This window comes from Paenibacillus sp. ClWae2A (assembly GCF_032452295.1).
Classification (GTDB): domain Bacteria; phylum Bacillota; class Bacilli; order Paenibacillales; family Paenibacillaceae; genus Paenibacillus.
Map to the genome: position 1 here is coordinate 461,673 of NZ_JAULSQ010000002.1, position 19,917 is coordinate 481,589.

Annotated in this window: 17 protein-coding genes; 2 read left to right on the forward strand and 15 right to left on the reverse strand. The window is 46.0% G+C overall.

Going from position 1 to position 19,917, the window contains the following annotated elements; all coding sequences use genetic code 11:
- Positions 1-110: 110 nt before the first annotated feature.
- The 9 genes from QVE09_RS08120 to QVE09_RS08160 all read right to left on the reverse strand — a co-directional run bounded on the left by QVE09_RS08120 (position 111) and on the right by QVE09_RS08160 (position 12,176).
- Positions 111-1,739, reverse strand: coding sequence for a response regulator (locus QVE09_RS08120; RefSeq protein ID WP_315936405.1), 1,629 nt, complete (start codon positions 1,737-1,739; stop codon positions 111-113).
- A gap of 56 nt (positions 1,740-1,795) precedes the next feature.
- Positions 1,796-3,565 (reverse strand): sensor histidine kinase, encoded by a 1,770-nt coding sequence (locus tag QVE09_RS08125; RefSeq protein ID WP_315936406.1) that lies wholly within the window; start codon positions 3,563-3,565, stop codon positions 1,796-1,798.
- Between the two features lie 300 nt (positions 3,566-3,865).
- A complete protein-coding gene (locus QVE09_RS08130; protein ID WP_315936407.1) occupies positions 3,866-4,468 on the reverse strand; it encodes a hypothetical protein in 603 nt (200 codons plus the stop codon).
- A 276-nt stretch (positions 4,469-4,744) separates the two neighbouring features.
- The gene (locus QVE09_RS08135) at positions 4,745-6,274 is read right to left on the reverse strand and encodes an ABC transporter substrate-binding protein (protein WP_315936408.1); all 1,530 of its coding nucleotides are present in this window, start codon (positions 6,272-6,274) and stop codon (positions 4,745-4,747) included.
- A 133-nt stretch (positions 6,275-6,407) separates the two neighbouring features.
- Positions 6,408-7,316, reverse strand: coding sequence for a carbohydrate ABC transporter permease (locus tag QVE09_RS08140; RefSeq protein WP_315936409.1), 909 nt, complete (start codon positions 7,314-7,316; stop codon positions 6,408-6,410).
- A gap of 17 nt (positions 7,317-7,333) precedes the next feature.
- A complete protein-coding gene (locus tag QVE09_RS08145) occupies positions 7,334-8,320 on the reverse strand; it encodes an ABC transporter permease (protein WP_315936410.1) in 987 nt (328 codons plus the stop codon).
- A gap of 180 nt (positions 8,321-8,500) precedes the next feature.
- Positions 8,501-10,114, reverse strand: coding sequence for a response regulator transcription factor (locus tag QVE09_RS08150; protein WP_315936411.1), 1,614 nt, complete (start codon positions 10,112-10,114; stop codon positions 8,501-8,503).
- A complete protein-coding gene (locus QVE09_RS08155) occupies positions 10,089-11,888 on the reverse strand; it encodes a sensor histidine kinase (protein ID WP_315936412.1) in 1,800 nt (599 codons plus the stop codon). Before QVE09_RS08155 ends, QVE09_RS08150 begins: the two co-directional genes overlap by 26 nt.
- Positions 11,889-11,963: 75 nt before the next feature.
- Positions 11,964-12,176, reverse strand: a complete 213-nt coding sequence (locus QVE09_RS08160; RefSeq protein WP_315936413.1) for a hypothetical protein — start codon at positions 12,174-12,176, stop codon at positions 11,964-11,966.
- 51 nt (positions 12,177-12,227) lie between these two features.
- On the opposite strand from QVE09_RS08160, the gene QVE09_RS08165 reads away from it, so the two are divergent.
- A complete protein-coding gene (locus QVE09_RS08165; protein ID WP_315936414.1) occupies positions 12,228-13,670 on the forward strand; it encodes a hypothetical protein in 1,443 nt (480 codons plus the stop codon).
- Positions 13,671-13,691: 21 nt separating this feature from the next.
- Here QVE09_RS08165 and QVE09_RS08170 read toward each other — a convergent pair whose 3' ends face one another.
- The 5 genes from QVE09_RS08170 to QVE09_RS08190 all read right to left on the reverse strand — a co-directional run bounded on the left by QVE09_RS08170 (position 13,692) and on the right by QVE09_RS08190 (position 18,638).
- Positions 13,692-14,288, reverse strand: a complete 597-nt coding sequence (locus QVE09_RS08170) for a DUF4269 domain-containing protein (protein ID WP_315936415.1) — start codon at positions 14,286-14,288, stop codon at positions 13,692-13,694.
- A gap of 2 nt (positions 14,289-14,290) precedes the next feature.
- Positions 14,291-14,497: a YwbE family protein gene (locus tag QVE09_RS08175; RefSeq protein ID WP_026081155.1), complete on the reverse strand. Its 207-nt coding sequence runs from the start codon at positions 14,495-14,497 to the stop codon at positions 14,291-14,293.
- Between the two features lie 213 nt (positions 14,498-14,710).
- Positions 14,711-15,499 (reverse strand): polysaccharide deacetylase family protein, encoded by a 789-nt coding sequence (locus QVE09_RS08180; protein WP_315936416.1) that lies wholly within the window; start codon positions 15,497-15,499, stop codon positions 14,711-14,713.
- A gap of 66 nt (positions 15,500-15,565) precedes the next feature.
- Complete coding sequence (locus tag QVE09_RS08185) at positions 15,566-16,504, reverse strand: aldo/keto reductase (protein WP_315936417.1); 939 nt, start codon at positions 16,502-16,504, stop codon at positions 15,566-15,568.
- Positions 16,505-16,613: 109 nt separating this feature from the next.
- On the reverse strand, positions 16,614-18,638 hold the full coding sequence (locus QVE09_RS08190) for a Na+/H+ antiporter (RefSeq protein ID WP_315936418.1): 2,025 nt from the start codon (positions 18,636-18,638) through the stop codon (positions 16,614-16,616).
- 214 nt (positions 18,639-18,852) lie between these two features.
- Here QVE09_RS08190 and QVE09_RS08195 point away from each other — a divergent pair, with 214 nt between their 5' ends.
- Positions 18,853-19,152: a hypothetical protein gene (locus tag QVE09_RS08195; RefSeq protein ID WP_315936419.1), complete on the forward strand. Its 300-nt coding sequence runs from the start codon at positions 18,853-18,855 to the stop codon at positions 19,150-19,152.
- Positions 19,153-19,249: 97 nt separating this feature from the next.
- Here QVE09_RS08195 and QVE09_RS08200 read toward each other — a convergent pair whose 3' ends face one another.
- The gene (locus tag QVE09_RS08200; protein WP_315936420.1) at positions 19,250-19,732 is read right to left on the reverse strand and encodes a MarR family winged helix-turn-helix transcriptional regulator; all 483 of its coding nucleotides are present in this window, start codon (positions 19,730-19,732) and stop codon (positions 19,250-19,252) included.
- Positions 19,733-19,917: the final 185 nt, after the last annotated feature.

The following is a 19,917-nucleotide window of genomic DNA, read 5'->3' on the forward strand; positions in this document are numbered from 1 at the left end:
AAATCGTTTTGGTTACCCTTTCATTATAGGCTGACCAGGCCCTTGAGCCTATGATACGAAATCAAGATTTCTGCACCTTTGCCAACCTATATTCTGGAATGTTGTTGTAATTATGCCTGATCCCGAAATTCATTTGGTGTCATACCATAATGTTTTTTGAACATTTTGCTGAAATATTGCGGATTTTGATAGCCAAGCTCACTTGTAATCTCGTATATTTTTTTGTTGCTATTCTTAAGCAGATACAGAGCACGTTCCATGCGCATACGAATCATGTAGTCCCCAAGACCTTCCCCTGTCTCTGCCTTGTAAATTTTTGATAGATATACGGGGTGTAGATATACCTTGTCCGCAATCATCTTCACCGACAGATCCTGTCCTGTATCTCTTGTCACCAGCTCCTGAACCTGTTTGATCACATGTCTGCGACTCTGCACACCTTCCTGATCGGACAACTCTTCCTGAAGCTTCGCCAGCATCTCGGTTGCCCAGCGCCGCAGCTTCTCGGGGGATTGAATCAACTGATGGGCAAGGAGCAGATCAAATCCCGCATGATCAATCTCATGCACCAGATGCCCCTGTTTATGGGCGATATACATGAATGCATTGGTTACCGACAGATACATCTCATACACATGTTCTCTGGACAATCGTACCTGTTCTGCCGCGTCAAAGACCGTGTTCAGCTTACGTGCCGCCGCTTCCCATTGCTTGGTCTCAAGCAATTGCGGAAGCACAGGCGGTTTGTACAGCTCTTCGAGCGCCTGCGTTGCATCATTCTCCGGTCTTTTGCTGAGTGCCTGATCCATGTCCATATATATAATCTTGTGTTCTTCCGGTCCTGAAAGGACAAGGGAACCCAGACTTTTTCGATAAGCTGCTGTCAACTCATTAAAGGGAAATGACGGTGTAACTACCATGGACAGATCTCCCTGTAAATATCGAATGACATGCTCACGGAAAGTTTCAGCTGAGATTCTCAACGTCTCCAAGTCCATCTGCGGAGCTTCGATCTGTTCTTGATTTTGCAAAAACATCACCAGACACTCATGGGGTCCGCGACCAAACCACACGTTAAATTGCTCGCCGAGTACTTCCTCTGCAATATTACCTACCGCAAAATCCATCAGATCCAAAGACTGCTGGTCCATTGATGAGAAGCGTCCTGTAAGGCGAATCAGCATCATCACAGCCGATTGTTCCGGGTCAATATGAATCTCATATTGTTGCAGTTGTTCCCGAAGTGCCCGCGCCGTGATCTCACGCCCCAGCAGCAGATCATGCATAAGATTTTCCCGTAAAATTTTATAATCCGACTTCCGACTGTATAAGAGCCGGTGATATTTATCGAATTCATCCCACTCATCGCGAAGAGATGTGATGGCTGCCGACACGGAACTCATAAATTCATCATCGTTTACAGGTTTCAGGATATAATCCGCTGCCTGCAATTGAATCGCTTTCTTCGCATAAGTAAAATCACTGTGACCGGTCAGCAAGATACAGCGAATGTGGGACCAACGTTTGCTCACCTCTGCAATCAGATCCAGTCCGGACATGCCAGGCATGCGAATATCGGTCACCACGATATCCACTGCATTTTCCTCCATAATCTCCAGCGCTTCTTTACCGGAAGCGGCACGAAGCACAGTCGTTACTCCAAGCTCTCCCCAGGGGATCGTAAGTTCCAGACTTTCTGTTACATACGTTTCATCATCTACTAGCAGTATATCTATCAAGCAAGTCACTCCCTATCTCGTTCGTTATACAATAAGTTGCATTTTCCATCATGCTCTTACATGTTCTCGATGTTATCTTGGCTATCCAGAAGAAACTCCCGCTCAGCAGGCCATGACAGTGTAACCCGTAATCCACCAAGTTCCGATTCCGTTATATCAAGCCCTGCCTGCTCCCCATATCGAAGCTGGAGTCTCTGATTCACATTCCACAGGCCACAGCCCATCTCCTGATCCATTGTTCCCCTTAGCTTATTGAGAAGCGCCTCACGTGCCTCCTGTGTCATGCCATGCCCATCATCTTCAACCACAAGAACCATGACACCGCCCTGTTTTTCCCCGGATACTCTTATTTCTCCGGCTTCCGCGTCCGCTTCGATACCATGAATCACCGCATTCTCCACTAGTGGTTGCACGATGAGTGGCGGTACCTCCTGTCTTAACATCTCATCTGACAGATCAATCTTGTAATGAATCCGGTCCATACGCATCCGTTGGATCTCCAGATAACAGCTGACAAATTCAATCTCTTCTGTCAACGGTACCACGTCCCGCTCCTGTCTTGTCGTATACCGATAATATCGCGATAGATTATGCGACATCGCTACAACCGCGTCCATACGCTTCAGCTTCGCCATACTCGTAATGAAAGAGAAACAATTATAGAAAAAGTGCGGGTTAATCTGCGATTGCAGCTGCTTCAACCGGGCTTCACGCACATGAATCTGTTCCAGGTAAACGTGTTCAAACAACTGCTGGATCTGCTCCACCATCAAGTTGAACCGTTCAGACAGGAAACTGAATTCATTGCGGCCCTTCGGCTTAATCCTCACTGAATAATCTTCCTGCTTCAACCGCTGGAACCCGCGAATGAGTTGTTTCACTGGTACCTGCACCTGTACATATAACAAATACGCCACACCAAAACTCATTAACAACAAACAAATCATGGAAGAATAGAACAGCATATTTGATTGATGAATGGGCTTCAGAATATCTGACAGGGGCATGTAGTCCACCAAATACCAGCCTGTTGTACTGGATTTCACGGTATTGACCATGTAAGGCTCGTTCCCGATCACTACTGTACGATTATCAACGTCCTGAAGTTTATGGACGGACAGTTCTTCCATCAACTGATTCGTTAATGAACGATCTGAAGTCCGATTATAGATAACCCCCGACTCTTCTCGGAAATAGAAGGGATCATGCCTGCCATCGTCTTTGAATTTGTCGAGCATATCCCGAATGTTGTCACTATCAAACTCCAGTTTAATAATCGTTTCCGCATTATTAGCCGGGTCTTTAATACCGTACGGAGATACCGTAATCCAGCTAAACATGAACCGATCATCTTCCCCATCCTGGATTTTGCGTACATCCCAGCCGGAACTTATATTCTCTCTTAGCGCTTGTTTATCGTAAGAACGTGCGTCCCTTTCGGAAACTACCCTGCCCAGCGAAGGAGAGTACAGATATAACTTTGTGGCCCAATTGGATGAGCTTTCCTGAATACTTAGCTTATTCTGAATACGTTTGACCAGGTTGATCGCATCCAGATCAAAGTAGTTACTATCCGCATAGATTCGCCGGAAGCTGGCAATATCCGGATCATGGATGAGCAGATTCGGCCATGAGGATAACAGTTCGATGTGTGTGTTCACTTGATTTTGGAAAAATTCAAGCTGGTTACTATTTGATCGATTCAACTCATCTCTGAGAACAGCTGTTGTTTTGTGATTGGAGTACCAGTACAGAAGCACTACAGGAATCAGCATAATCAGAATAAGAATGACCATTTTGGAAAACAGGTTTGTCCGATATGACATCTTTTCATCTCACCTTGTCTTAATTTGTCGTGACATTAATTGTAATGATGTAAGCGGTAAAGACAAACTATTTTTTTGAGACAAACCGATTCATTATCTAGCGTAAGCGTTACCAATTCAAGGGGAAAGGAGATAAAACCAATATTTCTGCACTAAATGCAACTTCCACGCACAAAAAGAGCCAGCGATTAGCCAGCTCTCTACCCTGATTTAAGTATATGTCTTTGATCTTTTTATTCAACTCAAACCTTATTTCACTTCTGTTTATGTAATTATTCTTTATTTCTATAAAAATATCAACTATGGAATATCGTAATCAAACACCGTATTCGCTCCATCCACGCCTACATCCAGCACAATATCCATAAGTTTCCCACTGACGAACAGAGGGGATTCCGCTTTCCCGTAAAACTCCAACTTCCCCGTAAACGTTCCATGACGTTCAATTCCAACATGTATTGGCTTTAATTGGACAGATTGTAAAGCTTCCAATAGTGGATCGTCCTTAAACTTATAACTGCGAGCGAGATCAGGCAATAACACGGCGGATACGGGATCTCTGCCATAATTTTTGAGTGTCAGATCACAGGTTGCTCGGGCCTCACCCGTTTTCAGCACGTTAAAGGTACAAGAACTTGCATTCTGCACATAGGATACCGCATCAATGCCTGTGGCTCCCCACTTGGCTATATACATGAATTTATCCGTCATATACGAATAACTGAGAACAAGAGCGAGAACGACAATCCACAACCCTTTCGCAAGTCCCGGAAACGACCGACCAATCTCTTTGCGAGTAAGATAAAAGCCACAGGCGAAGATCCCCAATCCGAGGAAAAGTGTGATATGTACACCACTTAAATAAGATGTAGTATACGGTGATATACCTATTGCTGACAGCATGGTATCTCCAACAGAAAAACCAAGGTGATGGTTACATGTAAAGATGATAGCAAAAAGCAATAAAGACCCAGAGAACACAAGCCTGGTTCTCGACACACGAACACCCCCTAATCAACCACCTTATTATATCATATTTTTCCTAATTATAATTAAAAATCCAAATCAAAAAAACAACAATAAAAAGAACGCCTTCGGTTGTTCACCGAAAACGTCCTTCATATTCGCACCGACGAGAGCTTGTAGAACACAAGTCTCTCTATCATAGCTGACGATCATTTATTTCTGAGCAAGGAATGCATCGAGTTGTTCCTGTTTGGCTGCAATAATTTTATCAATTCCCGCTGCTTTCAATTTCTCCAGATATTTCGGAATCATCTCATTTGGATCAACGGCACCCGATGTCATACCCGGCTTGAACTGTTTATTCACGTTGTTGACCGCAGCAATTTCATTTTTGACAGATTGACTGTTGAATGTAAAGCCCAGTGCTGGAGACTTCACACCTTTGGCGTTAAATTCTTTGAACTTTTCCCACTTCTGCGGATCTTCATTATCCCAGAGGAAGTTCAGGAACTGGTTACCAAGCTGCCATTGGGCACCTGGGTTGTAGGTCCGACTGTTGGCATCAACACCTTCAGGGAGAGTAATGATGTTATCCTGTCCGTCTTTTTTCACATAATGGGTGCCTTCAATTCCGAAGTTCAGCAAGTTGTTAATTTCCTTGTCGGAATGCAGCAGGTTAATGACCTGCATCGCTTTCTCCGGTTGCTCGGAAGAACGTGAGATCGCAAGCATCGCTCCAGATGCATCACCCGTCGTGATTGTCGGCTGTGTCATCTCAATCTGAGTCAGTGGGAAACCCACATACCCTTCTTCTTCTTTATCCTTGCCTGGCTTCATGCCATCTGTCCAGAGAAATGCTTTTCCAGCCTTCGCCTGATCTTTCGGGAACACATTGGATGTAGCAGCATCACTGTTGATATATCCTGCTTGATACCACTTGCGAGCGAGTTCAGCCGCTTCTTTGAATTCAGGGGTCTCCACTTCATTCAGAACTGTTGTTCCGCCTGCTGTTTTGGAGATCACTCCAGGTACGGAAGCATCACCGAGATAATCCCAATCCAGATTCTCCAACAGCCCGTTACCATTGGTGTTGGACATATAGAACGGTGTAATGCCTGGCTCGTTTTCCTTGATTGTTTTGAGCAGGGGCTCCAGATCAGCCCATGTCTTTACAGCTGTCAGGTCCAGCTTATACTTGTCAGCCAGATCTTTACGTACCAACACACCACGTGTGGCAGCGAGTTCCTTATTCGTAGGAACCCCGTAATTCACGCCGTCCACCTGGGAACCTTCCAGAAAGGCAGGGTCCAGGTTTTTCTTGATATCCTGACCATGTGCATCAAGCAGATCATTCAATGGCAAGAATGCGCCTTTAGCTACATTCACCGTATAGTTCTGCCAAGCTGCTGTGAAGATAATGTCTGATTTTTCACCTGAGGAGATCATGAGATTCAGCTTGTTATCCCACTGACCCCAGTCAATCGCATTAATCTTGAGCGTAGCCCCGATCTTCGGTTCCATCTTTTTGTTAATCTCGGCTTCCACCAGAGCGACATCCTTCTGTGGTGTCCCTGGGTAGAACAGTGTCACTTCATAGGGTTTGCCCCCGCCTTCACTTGCTCCTCCGCCTTCTGCGCCAGGTGTTGTTGTTCCACCCTTGTCTGATGAGCAAGCTGCCAGCACCAGGCTCAGCGCCATAACCGTTGCCATCATGCGTGACCATACCTTTAATGATCTAACCAATTGAACCCCTCCTGTCATGTGTTGAACCATACAACCGATTTCCCCAATTCACAAATAAACCGATAACTACTTCTGTATAGGCCCTTTCAGTCCATCTTCATTTACCTTGCCCACTCCGCTAACCGGTTCAGAGTTATCCCTTCACAGCGCCAACCGTAAGACCTTTGATGAAATAACGCTGGAAGAACGGATATGCCAGTACAATTGGACCAATACCGACTACAGCCATCGCCATTTGCAGAGTTTTGTTAGGCAGATTCAGCAATCCACCCTGCGACGAAATCTGTGAAGAGACGTTGGAGTTGGTTGTTAAATATTGAATATCGAGCAGCGTCCGGTACATAAGGTACTGAAGGCTGATCGTCCGGTTATCTGAGATAAAAATCATACTAAGGTACCAGTCATTCCAGTAATTCAGTGTACTGAACAACGCGACGGTTGCCATTACGGGAAGAGAGAGCGGAAGTACGATACGTGCAAACGTTCTCAATTCTCCTGCCCCATCAATCCGAGCCGATTCCAGAATGGATACCGGAATGGAGTTCGCGAAGAATGTACGCATAACCAGTACAAAGAATGGAGACAGCAGTAGTGGCAGAATGAGTGCCAGTATGGAGTTTTTCAGATCCAATACGTTGACATAGACCAGATACCAAGGTACCAGACCTCCATTGAACAACATCGTGAAAAAGATGAAAAAGGCGAACCAGCCCCGGTAAGGCAGATCTCTCCGTGAGAGCGGATAAGCATACAATGCGGTCAGCGCAACACTTGTAATGGTACCTACAACGGTAACGATAAAGGATATACCATACGAGTGAAGGATCTGATCCATATCTCTGAACAGAAAGTCATAAGCCGTCAGGCTGAACTTCTCTGGAATAAGCTTATATCCATTGGCAATTACGGTTGTCTCGTCCGAAAATGAGATGGCGAAGACAAGCAGGATCGGCACGATACAGGCAATGGCATAGAATAGAAACATCGCATGAATAACGGATGCGGAACGCTTTGATACGGCTAGTGGATCACGTGATTTCACAGCTGACTTGCCTCCTCTCAAAATAATGCATTATCTTTATCTATTCGCCTTACGATGGTATTGGATACAAGAACCAGCACGAATCCAACGATTGCTTGGTATAGACCGGCTGCTGATGACATCCCGATATCTCCACCGATAAGGAACGTACGATATACGTAGGTATCCAGTACATTTGTTACAGGGAACAGTGCTCCCGATTCCAATGGAACCTGGTAGAACAGACTGAAGTCTGCATAGAATATACGGCCAATCTGCAATAACGTCATAATGACGATCAATGGGACGAGAAACGGAATGGTGATGAAGCGTATCTGATGCCATTTGGTCGCTCCATCAAGCACAGCTGCTTCATAATATTCTTCATCGATACCCACGACAGCTGCCAGATAGATGACGGCATAATATCCAATATTCTTCCATGTGTTCACCAGTGGCAAAATATACGGCCAATACTTCGGCTCTGAATACCAGTCGATCGGCTGACCGCCGAACATCTGTAGAATCGTTGAGTTCATGAAACCTGAATCCTTGCCCAGGAAAGCCAGTACCAGATAACTGACCACAATCATGGACAGGAAATACGGTAATAGCATAAGGGATTGATATAACTTGGACATTGCCTTGTTCTTCACTTCATTGAGCAGAATAGCAAGCCCGACACCTACAAAGAGATTCAGTGCAATAAACACGGTGTTATACGCGAGTGTATTTCGGGTAATTTCCCATGCATCACTGGTTGAGAACAAATATTTGAAATTGTCCCACCCACTCCATGGGCTACCCCAAATACCATCAGCATAGTTTACATTTTTGAATGCGATCAGAACGCCGAACATCGGCATATAGTTGTTCACCAGCAGAAACAGGACCCCTGGCAAGAACATGAGATACAGCACCTTGAATTTGCCAAGATTGTACCATACAGACTTGCGCTTTCGGACTGATCCTTCCGGTATTTCCGATATCCGTACTCCCTTACCCGCCTGGGGTTGTGTCTTCATAACGTGTTCTCCCTCACTCCTCTTGAATTCTTCCTCAGGATGAAGCTCCGTTGCGGCTCCTGTGGTTCAAGTATACGGCGGGGCGAGTAAGACCTCTATCTGCTGTGGTGACCTGTTGACTTATCAAATTATGACTTTAGTACCAAAAAAAACAAAAGACGCAGCATGCTGCGCCCTGATTTATACGGTACGTGACTGTTTACGAAACTCCTGTGGCGTTATACCCGTGCACTTTTTGAACATTTTGGTGAAATGCGAGTAATTATAATACCCCACCTTGCCAGCGATATCGGTCACCTTGACGGTGGACTGGGACAGCAACGTCTTCGCTTTAGCTACTCTGCCCTGCAGGATAAACTCAGATAGGGACATCCCCTTCTCTTTCCGAAACAGACGCGATAGATAAGCGGGATTGAATCCGGCAAAAGCTGCAAGTTCCTCTCGCATAAGTTCTTCACCAATATGAGTTTCAATATAAACGCACAACTGATCCACAATGGTCATAGGGCTATGATCGTCCGGGTACAACACCGGGATAACGCGATCAATTAGATCCAACGTCCACTGCTTCAACTGTGGCAACGATCTTGTCACGACACTCTCTTCCGGCTCCCGTTCACCCGGATAAAGACTGCGTATTGACACGTTTTTCTGATGAAGCAGCGGATAGACCACATGCAGCATGGCATGATAATAGAGATGCAGCATCTCAGGAGACAATCCCTCCTGGGCAGCAAGTAACTCAAAAATCTCATCCACACGTTCTCGCAAATCCCCTACTTTACCCGTCTCAAAAAGAATAGATAATTCCGAAAACCATGGAATAGGCAAAAAGCGATCTTCCTGATCTCTTCCCCGCTCATCATAGACAAAAACTTCTTCAAGCTCCTTAATATTGCGCCGTTCCATATCCATCAGTTCATTTAACATACCTTGCAGCTCAGTTACAGTAACCGGGGCACCAACATAACAGGACAAGCGGCAGTAGAAATACGTTCCACATTCCTGAATATACCCCTGACAACGTTGTGCCACTTCGCTCGTACTCGGAATGATGCCGTCTTGCTCGTAAGCAAGCACAATATTCAATCCACTTTGATCCTGAAACACCTCACCCGGTTTGTTGCCAAGCAGGATCTCCCTGGCTGCATTACGAAGGGCATATTCCAGCACCTCTTCGTCGCGCAGGTCAAACTCACGCACCCACTCCTCTACCGAGATCACAATGGGTAATACACGGGCCTGGGGATCAATCTCGGCACCATATAATTCCGCGAGCTCTTGCAGCCGTTGTTTGGTTAATGTGATACGCTGAGAGATGGCATCTTTCCAGAAGCGTTCGGTCAGTAACGGTTTATGGGTTTTCCAGCGTTTGTATACGGTCTCATATACTTCGTTGGTACGGGTACGCTGCTCTCCATCCTTAATCTTCTCGACCGCCTGAGTTACTACCTTAATCAATTGATCGGCTGGAGCCGGCTTCAATACATAATCAAAGCTGTTTAGCTTGATGGCTGTCTGAGCATAATCGAATAAAGCATGCCCTGTCAGGAAAACGGTCAGTATGCCTGGATCATGTTTCAATACCCAGCTTTGCAGGTCAAGCCCTGTTTCACCAGGCATCTCGATATCACAGATCATGATATCGATAGCATTTGACTTTAAGATCTTTCTTGCCTCTTCGGCATCACAAGCACTGAATACCTGGTCGACGCCTGCTGCTTGCCAATTAACTCCTTCCACCATCGCTTGTAACGCATACACTTCATCATCCACGATCAACAGGTTCCGCATGGGCTCCCCCTTCTTCCTCTTCGGTCTGAGCGGGTAAATCAATAGTGACTTTGGCGCCATGATCCGCCTCATTTCCAAACTGCAAACTGGCTTGATCACCATACTTCACTAAAAGCCGATGAGCCACGTTCCATATACCGATATGCTGTCCACTCGGGTCTTCAGCGTATTGTCCATGTTGCAGACGCTCTAACAATTCTTCATCAAATCCAACACCATTATCGACAATCATCAGTTGAAGCACCATCCCATCGACCTGACCGGATGACTTCTCACTGAGGCGCGCCACGATCCGAATGACAAAGGCTTGCGTCCGGCGCTGAAATCCATGAATAATGGCGTTCTCCACAAAGGGTTGAATGGTTAATGGAGGAATCACATAATGTCCCAGATTCGGTTCAACATCCAGTTCAAAATCGAATCGGCTTGGAAACCTCAGCTTTTGGATTTCCAAGTAATGACGAATGTGCTCCAGCTCTTCATCCAGACGAATAACACGTTTGCCTGCACGCAGACTGAATCGAAAATAATCGGCCAGATGACCAGCCATCTGCTGTACCAACTCATGCTTTTGCAAGGAAGCCAGACTATGAATAATATTGAGTGAATTCAGGTAAAAGTGAGGATTGATTTGCATCTGTAGTTGTTTGAACTCTGCCTCCCGCGTCCGCAACTGTTCCTCATACACATCAATCTTGAGATGCCTGATCTCACTGGTCATTTGATTGAAACTTCGTGTCATAAATTCAAGTTCCGAAGAAGATGGCGGGTCCAGCTTCACATCGAGATCTCCGCGGCTCACCCTTCTCATACCTCGAATCAACGCATTCATCGGGCGGAATAACAGATGCCGCAAAAAGATCAGTGCAGTAACCAGAATTACTGCCGCACCAATGGGAAGCAGACGAATGATCTGCTGGAAAAACGGGAGGTTACGCATCATGTCTTCCTCAGGCAGCAGCACGATATAATTCATCTGGGACATGGCCGAGGCAATACCCAACATCAAATATTGACGTGCTTCTCCCTTGTTCACAACTTCAGAGATAACCTGATACGGATTTTCCAGGCCTGGAAGATGCGCTGCAGCCAGCTGAATCTGTGCAGTATTCAATGTGGAATCCGATAGTGCCCCACCGTCGGTTCCAACAATGACTGCGCCTCCCCGATCTCCAGATTCAGTGAATTGTTGTGTATGATTCAGTGCATTCATATCGACAAGTGCACCTGCATAGAACTGCTGGTTGATTCGCACCGTTTTCACCAGTGCATTCCACGTCCCGCCACGCACGATGCTCCATTCCGGCTTCTGGATATCCCCTTCCAATTGCTTCATCTGGACTGGCATACTCTCCTGCACAACCGACTTTTTGACATCATAATTGCCTGAAGTGGCGAGCAGCAAATCATCATTCACGGCATCGTATAGAAAAAAAGAATCGATTAGATTATAAAAACCGATATCTGTCATGAATTTGTTCATAATCCGTTGCTTTGCAATGATATAATCGCCACTGCCGTATTTCAGAAAAAACAGAGAGATAATATCCGGGTCCCGCTCCCCCAGACTATATAAATACCGATTCGTCTCCTGTAATACACGTTCATTCTGCTCTACACTCTTGGCGAGATGATTCATATTGGTGAGGGATACTTTGTCACGTACGACTTTCATGGCATAGACGTTGTTATAATAAAGCAGCATGAATAATGGCAGCATGATCAATGTAAGACCCACAATAAATTTAAAACGAAGTGAACGGATAAAATTCATGGATTATGGATTCCCGCCCTTTTAGTTCAACATATTTTTTCTATTTTCTTCCTTATGATGGCATGTTTATTGTAATCACCCCTGCTTGCCATTGTCTATGCGGTCCCGTGACCTGCAAATGTCAATTCTGGTGACTTCTATCCGCTCCAAGTTTGGATAACGCGCTTCATATTGTAATAAATTCTCCAGTTGTAAAAAAAATCCTTCATTATTACGCTGAAGCTTCTCCCTAAAAATAAATGCTGCGGCAAGCCCCGAACTCCACGAACGCCCGATCTTGACATGCATACGATATATCACTCCTCGGGTTTGTCACCAGGATGTAGGGAGGCCTGTTCGATGAATATTCAACTCACTGCGTTACATTATGTCTATCTGGCGTTTATCGTCTTGATCATCGCCGTAATGATCCGGCGCAGGGACACCACGATCATTTGTGTCGCGGGTATTATGACCATTGGACTTCTGGCAACCGAAACCTTAAGTGGGTCAGTTACTGGGATCTTCAGCAGTTTTATCTATGCAACAAAAGAATTGCTAAGTACGATCTTCATCATCTCGATTATTGTGGCGATGAGCCGTGTTCTGATCAGAACCGGAATTAATGAGGTCATGGTAACACCCGTCACCCGGTTTATCCGTTCTCCTCAGGTCGCATATTGGGGTATCGGATTGATCATGATGGTCGTATCGTTATTTTTCTGGCCATCCCCGGCCGTAGCACTCGTCGGTGCAGTACTGCTTCCTGTAGCCGTGCGTGTAGGTCTTCCTCCGATTGGAGCTGCCATTGCCATGAACCTGTTTGGGCATGGGATAGCACTGTCGGGAGATTATATTATTCAGGGAGCTCCCAAACTTACGGCTGATGCAGCGGGACTACCCGTTACTTCCGTCATGACGGCCAGCATTCCTTTAGTCATTGTCATGGGAACCGTATCTACACTTACAGCCTTCTGGATGCTGCGCAAAGAGATGAAATCAGGCTCACCTGTTCATTCCCCAAACACTATATCAGATACCGTGAGCACGGAACCTTCTTCCTCATCAGAGGCTGTGCCCACCACTCTACCCGCTAATCAGCCTGTTCAACGTCAAGTCATGTCACCCCGTCTGCAAAAGGTTTTCGCTCTGCTTATCCCTCTGTTATTCGCAGTTGATGTGATTCTGATGTTTGTATTGAAGTTGCAAGGCGGTGACGCAACAGCTCTGATTGGCGGGACCGCTGTGGTCATACTGATCGCTGTCACCCTTGCCGCACATCGACATGCGGGACCAGAGGAAACAACCAATTATTTAATTGAAGGATTTCAGTTTGGTTTCAAAGTGTTTGGACCGGTTATTCCCATAGCCGCGTTTTTTTATCTGGGGGATGCTGCAATTACGGAGTTGTTCATCAATCCTCTTCCTGAAGGTTCACACGGGATCGTGAATGATCTCGGGGTCGCACTTGCCGGGCTGGTACCATTGAATGATACGGTGGGCGCAATTACAATGACGGTGACCGGAGCAGTGACCGGAATGGATGGTTCGGGGTTCTCGGGGATTTCGCTGGTTGGCTCGATTGCGTCCATGTTTGCAGGTTCGGCAGATTCCGCACCTGTACTGACAGCATTAGGTCAGGTCGCAGCCATATGGGTAGGTGGTGGAACCTTGATTCCATGGGCATTGATTCCTGCTGCTGCAATCTGCGGAGTCAGTCCTTTTGAACTTGCAAGACGCAACCTGAAGCCTGTACTGTTGGGACTCACGGTAACGACAATTGTAGCCATCTTTCTGATCTGACCAAAGGTTATGTTAGACAGTTCAAAAAGAAGTTCGTGAACGCGCCCAGTTACAGAGATCTTCACGTTTCATCTCGGCCAGATGCAGCATTTCCACATATGGATCTCCCTGTAATCCAAGTACAGAAGCAAAAGCAGGCTCCGTCTTCCATCCTGCCTGTTTCAGTCTGCGGATCTCACGATGTCCCGCGTCTCCCCACAGTTGTAACAATCTCCACTCCACAATCATATGTAGGTATGCATTCTGCCTGTTAACTGGCACGGATTGGGCAAAAATCTCCACAGGCCAATGTCCCACTTGCAAATTACAAGTCACATAAGGACGTTGGTCTGGAAGATCCCCACCACGAACACATCGAAACTCACCAACGGCTCCGATCTGATCATGTATTTCAGCTTCAAAGGCATCCAGATCCTCTGCATAACACAGCAGATCCAGATCACTGCCTGGAACATCAATATCAATCGGTACAGTTCCTGCCGGATATGGGTGATAGTCAGCTAATATATCGAGCAATCCACTGCTCTGTAACACGCGATATGCGTCCTGCTGACGTGCATTACAAGCCAGATGTGCCAATACTTCTGCGGTAGTACTCATCTCCCCGCCTTGGGCCACTGTTAGTTCGATCCTCCTGTAATGACCTGTTTCACACGTCCCACTTGGCCGCTTGTCAGTCGTACTTTAATTCCGTGTGGATGTGTAGGGGACTTGGTTAATAGATCCTTCACAATGCCACGTGTCAGCTTACCCGTAGCTTGATCCTGCTTCAGTACAATATCCACTTCAAGACCAGGTTTAATATTTACTCGTTGTTGTCCATTCATCATACTCACTCTCCTCTATGTCGTAATTCATATCTTGGTTCAAGTAGCTCTTCATCACAAAGCTCCATCTATTGTAGACGTTTTGGTTTCAAAACAAAAGGGATACACACAACAACCTCCCGCTCCTGGTTTCATGTTCATATCGTGATCAATATAAAGAAACCGCAGGTCTCTACATACCGAGGCCTGCGGTTTTTAATTGATTGGCAATATTCAGGGATTCACGTGCTTCAACGAAGAAGAAGGTGAAGTCCCATCCTTCGCAGCTTCACGTGCCTTCACTGCAAGCAGCTCAGACACCGTCACGAATCGATATCCCTGCTGCTGTAACTTGGGCAGGATCGTTTGGAGTGCAGCTACCGTATGGGACTTGCCTTCCACCTTATCGTGAAAGAGTACAATATCCCCATTACGTGCGTTATTCAGTACTTTTTTAACAATGGCCGATACACCTGGAGAAGCCCAGTCCCGTGTATCCTGATGCCAGGACCAGAGTACAATGGTATACCCTTTTTGTTTGGCAGCCTGGATGACCATGTCATTGTAATAACCGCCCGGTGGCCTGAACAACAGGGGACGCTCCGCACCTGCTTTAATGATGGAACTTTCTGCTTCGTTCATATCCTTCATGTACTTGTCCGCACTAGTCGATCGAACTGCATACGTGTGCGCATACGTATGATTGGCGATTTCATGCCCTTCGAGCTGTTCCTGCTTAATCAGTTCAGGAAATTTGTCTGCCCATTTGCCAAGTACAAAAAAAGTTCCTTTGGCATGATACTGCTGTAGCAAAGCCAGAATCTGCGGAGTCTGAATCGGATCTGGTCCATCATCAAAGGTCAGGGCGATGAGTTTATCCTGTGTCGGAACTTCCCACACGATCTCTCCTCGTTCCTCATAATACTGACGGTTCTTCTGTAAAGGCTTCGCATAGGCAGAACTGCTACCCAGCAAAATAATTAGCGTGAACATTCCGATGACTCGGGCTGCCTTCAGGTTCATGTGGTGTCCTCACTTTGTCTTCATACGTAAACTCCCTGTTAGCATTTCCCGATTCACCCGAACTCATTAACGAAAGATCTGATCCACGACTGCAATTTCCTCAGCAGTTAATTCCACATTTAATGTTTGCAGATTGTTAATGACCTGCTCCGGTCGCTTGGCCCCCGGAATCAATGCATCAATGGAAGGCTGGGTCAGGTACCAGGCCAGAACCAGATGAGCGACCTCAACATCCTTGGATTGTGCTATGCTGCGCAGTTGTTCAACTTTATCGAGATTTTCAATGAAAGCTTCACCTGTGAACAGCGGGTTCTTCGCCCGTCCATCCGGAAAGGTTGTATTTCGATTATATTTACCGCCCAGCAGTCCCGCTGCCAGTGGGAAGTAGGGCACAAAAGAAATCTTATGCTCAGCCGTATACGGCAACAGTTCTTTCTCCGCTTCTCTTTTGAACAGATTATATTCAGATTGCAGTACGTCTACATGCCCGTCCTTGTTGGCTTCACGCAACTGATCAATGGAGAAATTAGATACGCCAATGGCACGAATTTTACCAGCGTCTTTTAATTGTTTTAACGCATCTACTGCTTCATCCTTAGGCGTATGTTCATCCGGAAAATGGATGTAGAACAGATCAATGTAATCGGTTTGCAGACGTTTTAATGCCTCATCCACAGCTGTTTTCAGAAAAGCAGGTGAGTTATCTATGACAATCTTTCCATCCACAAATTTATGAGCTGCCTTGGTCGCAATGATGGTATTCTGCCGCTGACCCGTTTCCTTCAATACTTCGCCGATCAGTCGTTCGGAATGCTCCGGTCCATAAATGTATGCCGTATCCACAAAGTTAATACCTTGTTTCAAAGCTGTACGAACCACTTCCTTACCCGTCTCATCATTCAGCATGTCCGGATAGATATTATGCCCTCCTACAGCATTTGCACCCAGTCCAATGGGATTTACGACCAGATCGGTCTTGCCCAACCTTATTTGCTGTTCTGCCATGTCTCCTCTCTCCCTCACTGATCAATATAAGTACATTTGGTAGTGACATGTTTCTTGTCCCATATTATATCAAACCGTTTAGCATATTTAAAATATCGGATTTATCGGATTAGGTGTTTTTCAACGCAGTCGCTTCCACGTCATTGATAAACCTGCGCAGCTTGGCAGCCACATCACGATTAATCTCACCATTTTCATACAATTGTTGCACTGTATTGCGCTGTTCCTGAATCGCCACCATCTGTAATTCAAGCTTCTCCTGATTAAACGGATCTTCCGTTTTCCCTTGGTTCCAGGTTCGCAATTTGGCAATCACACGCTCATACTTGGCGATGACTGACAGAGCTACGACTCGATTCCCATCGTTCATATGGGCACGTATAGCCTTAATTGCCGCTTCAGAGGTACGTAGCTTCACCTGACGGAACAGTTCTGCATTTTCAAGCATGAATGGTTGACTCGGCTTCTGGGATCGATTGGTGAACAGATGACCCAGCACACGCCCGATCTCGCTGATTGATGTCATAATCTGAGTGTCTGCGCGATTGGCCAACATCATTTCCTTGCGATCCAGCCAACTGTCACATTTGAAGGCCGCATCAGAAGCAATTGCATTTTCGTCCAGCATCGCTTCGATTTCTTTGCGTTCAGCACGGGTAGCAATCAGGTTAATAGCCGTTTCTTGTTTCTGGATATCTTTTCGTTTACCGGCGCTAAGCTGACCTGCAGCCTGCCTAATATATTTGGACAGGTCGGAGACAACCGCCAGTGCCGCAGCTTTGTTCTCATCGTTCATTTCGGATTTGACAGCTCGTATTGCCGCATTCAGCATAATGTCATGTGCTTTACGTTCTGACTTCTGCGGTGTTTCTTCTGTGGATTCCCCATCGTCCTTGGCCAGAACTGGAAGAAACACGCTCGCCGCAATCAGAGAGAAGAGGATGACCCCTGCCGCCAGGAAAATAATCAGATCCCGTTCAGGGAAAGGTGATCCATCCTGAAGCACATAAGGAATGGAGAAGGCACCTGCTAATGTCACAGCTCCCCTCACCCCGGAGAGAGAAATGATCGTAATATCCTTGAATCTGGGTCTGCCAATAGAGGATCTGGTACGCAGCAATTCATTCCCTTGCCAGAACAGATAGATCCAGAGAAAGCGCAGAACCAGCAGTAGCACCGAGATCACGCTTACATAGCCCAACACCTGCAGATTATTAAACGAAACATTTTCAAAAATGGTACTCAGCACATCCGGGACCTGCACACCCAGAATAACAAACACCAGGCCATTTAGTATAAATAAAATGACTGACCATGTGCTCGCAGATACCACCTGCATTTTCAACTGAACCGATTCAGCGCGGTCACGCTCAATGGCGTGGATAATACCGCCTGCCACTACCGCAAGAATACCGGATACCCCAATTTCTTCACTCACCAGATAGATGATAAATGGCGTCAGGATTTGCAGCAGCATATGAATGGTTACATCTTCCATGCCCAGCCTGCGAATCCACATCCCAAGCCTGATTAACAGAAAAGATAACAATGCCCCGACGAGAAGTCCGCCAATTGCAATCAGAATAAAACTGAAGGTTGCCTGCGCCAGGGAAAACACACCTGTAACCGTTGCTGCAATGGCAAATTTGAAGGCGACCAAGCCGGATGCATCATTCATTAATGCTTCACCTTCAAGAAGCCTATGTATACCTTTGGGCAAATGTACCCGCCCAGCCATCGCGCCCACGGCCACAGCGTCTGTCGGGGACAATATGGCTGCAAGAGCAAAAGCAGCGGGTAACGGTATCGTAGGAATCAACCAATGAATAGCATATCCCGCTACAACCACCGTCACGAACACAAGTCCCAGCGCAAGCAGAAGTATAGGTGCACGCAGATTCCATAATTCATTCCTTGGCGTTCGCTTACCATCGTTGTATAACAAAGGTGCGATGAAAAGTACAAAGAACAATTCCGGATTCAACGGCAAGTGTACGCCTGCAGGAAGTAAAGCTATGGCTACACCAAGCACGATTTGAATGAGCGGCACAGGAATAAAAGGTACAAACCGGTTCAGGATATTGGATAAACCGATAAGTACCAGTAAGACAAGTACGGCTATAAATATTTCCATAATGACAATCCCTTTCCGCTATAGATGTGGTGAAACCTTTGTTGTATAGGTTTATTTTAACATAATCCAGACTTTGTTATAAAAATGTTGTCATATTCATATACCCGCTTGACCGGCTTCAGACCAGTCTCAATGAAAGAATTCTGATGGATTCTGTATATAAGATGTTACAATATGCTCAGGACAATACCCGTTTGGAAAGGAACTTGCATCTATGGCATTTGGAATTAAACGACAAGAGCTTGCTGCGTGGAAGGAACAAGTGGCTCGTGGTGAGATTGCGTACCTCACTCATTTCTGGATTGACAACCGATTCCCCGGCATCACCAGTGTCACCAAAGTTGGCTGTGCAGATCTGGAACGCCTCGAACGTTGGTGTCACGATCATGGGCTGGACCCGCGATACATTCATCAGCGGCAGCCATTTCCCCACTTTGACCTGATGGGCCGCAAACAAAAAGAAGTTTTGATTCAGGAAGGCTTGATGGATCATGTGGTTCGCTTTCATTTGTAAACAAACTCAAAAACGCCAGTCTTCAAGGCTCATCCCCCCGCAATTAGGGACGAACTCATGAGGACTGACGTCTTCAAGGAATCCAGTCATATATGGATTATCGGTGGATCTGCTCAAACGACTTCATGTTCTCCAGCAGTTTCAGTTCAATTTTCTTCAACATACCGAACATCTGCTGTTGCTCCTCTTCGGAAAGTGCTTGCAACAACTCCCAAGTCATTCGGCCACGATTCGCATTAATCGTCTTGGCAAGCTGCGCCCCTTCATCCGTTAAGGACAGCCACACAATTCTCCGATCTTCTTCACTCCGCACCCGCTGGATCAACCCTTCTGTCTCCAGTTGGTTCAGTACAATGGTGGTTGCGCCGGAAGATAAACTGAGTTGTCTGGCTACATCAACTGCCATGCAGCGTTTTTCACGTAAAATCATGCCCAATATATGACTTTTTGTCGGATTTAGTTTACAGTTGGTTTCGGTCTTCTGCTGCTGATCCAATACTTTGTTTTTATATCTGAAGAAGGCCTCCAACAATTGATCTACATTTGCCAATTGAGAGTTTCGCTCCGTATCCGGGCTCATAAACGTTCCTCCTGCCTTTGTTCATAACCTACCTCATATTGTAACATATTTACACTATGATGTTTGTGAAAAATGCGCTTGTATCACATACCCTGTATTTGACTGCAAGACTCTTGTTTTATTTTAGGTTTCACCTATTGCATTATGGCAACGGGTTTGTTTATAATAACCTATATCTTTAAAGT

Coding starts and splice junctions, on each gene's coding strand:
- QVE09_RS08190 (WP_315936418.1), bottom strand. CDS start 18,638: ATGGAAATATTTATAGCCGTACTTGTCTTACTGGTACTTATCGGTTTA.
- QVE09_RS08145 (WP_315936410.1), bottom strand. CDS start 8,320: ATGAAGACACAACCCCAGGCGGGTAAGGGAGTACGGATATCGGAAATA.
- QVE09_RS08150 (WP_315936411.1), bottom strand. CDS start 10,114: ATGCGGAACCTGTTGATCGTGGATGATGAAGTGTATGCGTTACAAGCG.
- QVE09_RS08125 (WP_315936406.1), bottom strand. CDS start 3,565: ATGTCATATCGGACAAACCTGTTTTCCAAAATGGTCATTCTTATTCTG.
- QVE09_RS08175 (WP_026081155.1), bottom strand. CDS start 14,497: ATGAATGGACAACAACGAGTAAATATTAAACCTGGTCTTGAAGTGGAT.
- QVE09_RS08200 (WP_315936420.1), bottom strand. CDS start 19,732: ATGAGCCCGGATACGGAGCGAAACTCTCAATTGGCAAATGTAGATCAA.
- QVE09_RS08160 (WP_315936413.1), bottom strand. CDS start 12,176: ATGCATGTCAAGATCGGGCGTTCGTGGAGTTCGGGGCTTGCCGCAGCA.
- QVE09_RS08180 (WP_315936416.1), bottom strand. CDS start 15,499: ATGAACCTGAAGGCAGCCCGAGTCATCGGAATGTTCACGCTAATTATT.
- QVE09_RS08155 (WP_315936412.1), bottom strand. CDS start 11,888: ATGAATTTTATCCGTTCACTTCGTTTTAAATTTATTGTGGGTCTTACA.
- QVE09_RS08165 (WP_315936414.1), top strand. CDS start 12,228: ATGAATATTCAACTCACTGCGTTACATTATGTCTATCTGGCGTTTATC.
- QVE09_RS08185 (WP_315936417.1), bottom strand. CDS start 16,504: ATGGCAGAACAGCAAATAAGGTTGGGCAAGACCGATCTGGTCGTAAAT.
- QVE09_RS08195 (WP_315936419.1), top strand. CDS start 18,853: ATGGCATTTGGAATTAAACGACAAGAGCTTGCTGCGTGGAAGGAACAA.
- QVE09_RS08130 (WP_315936407.1), bottom strand. CDS start 4,468: ATGCTGTCAGCAATAGGTATATCACCGTATACTACATCTTATTTAAGT.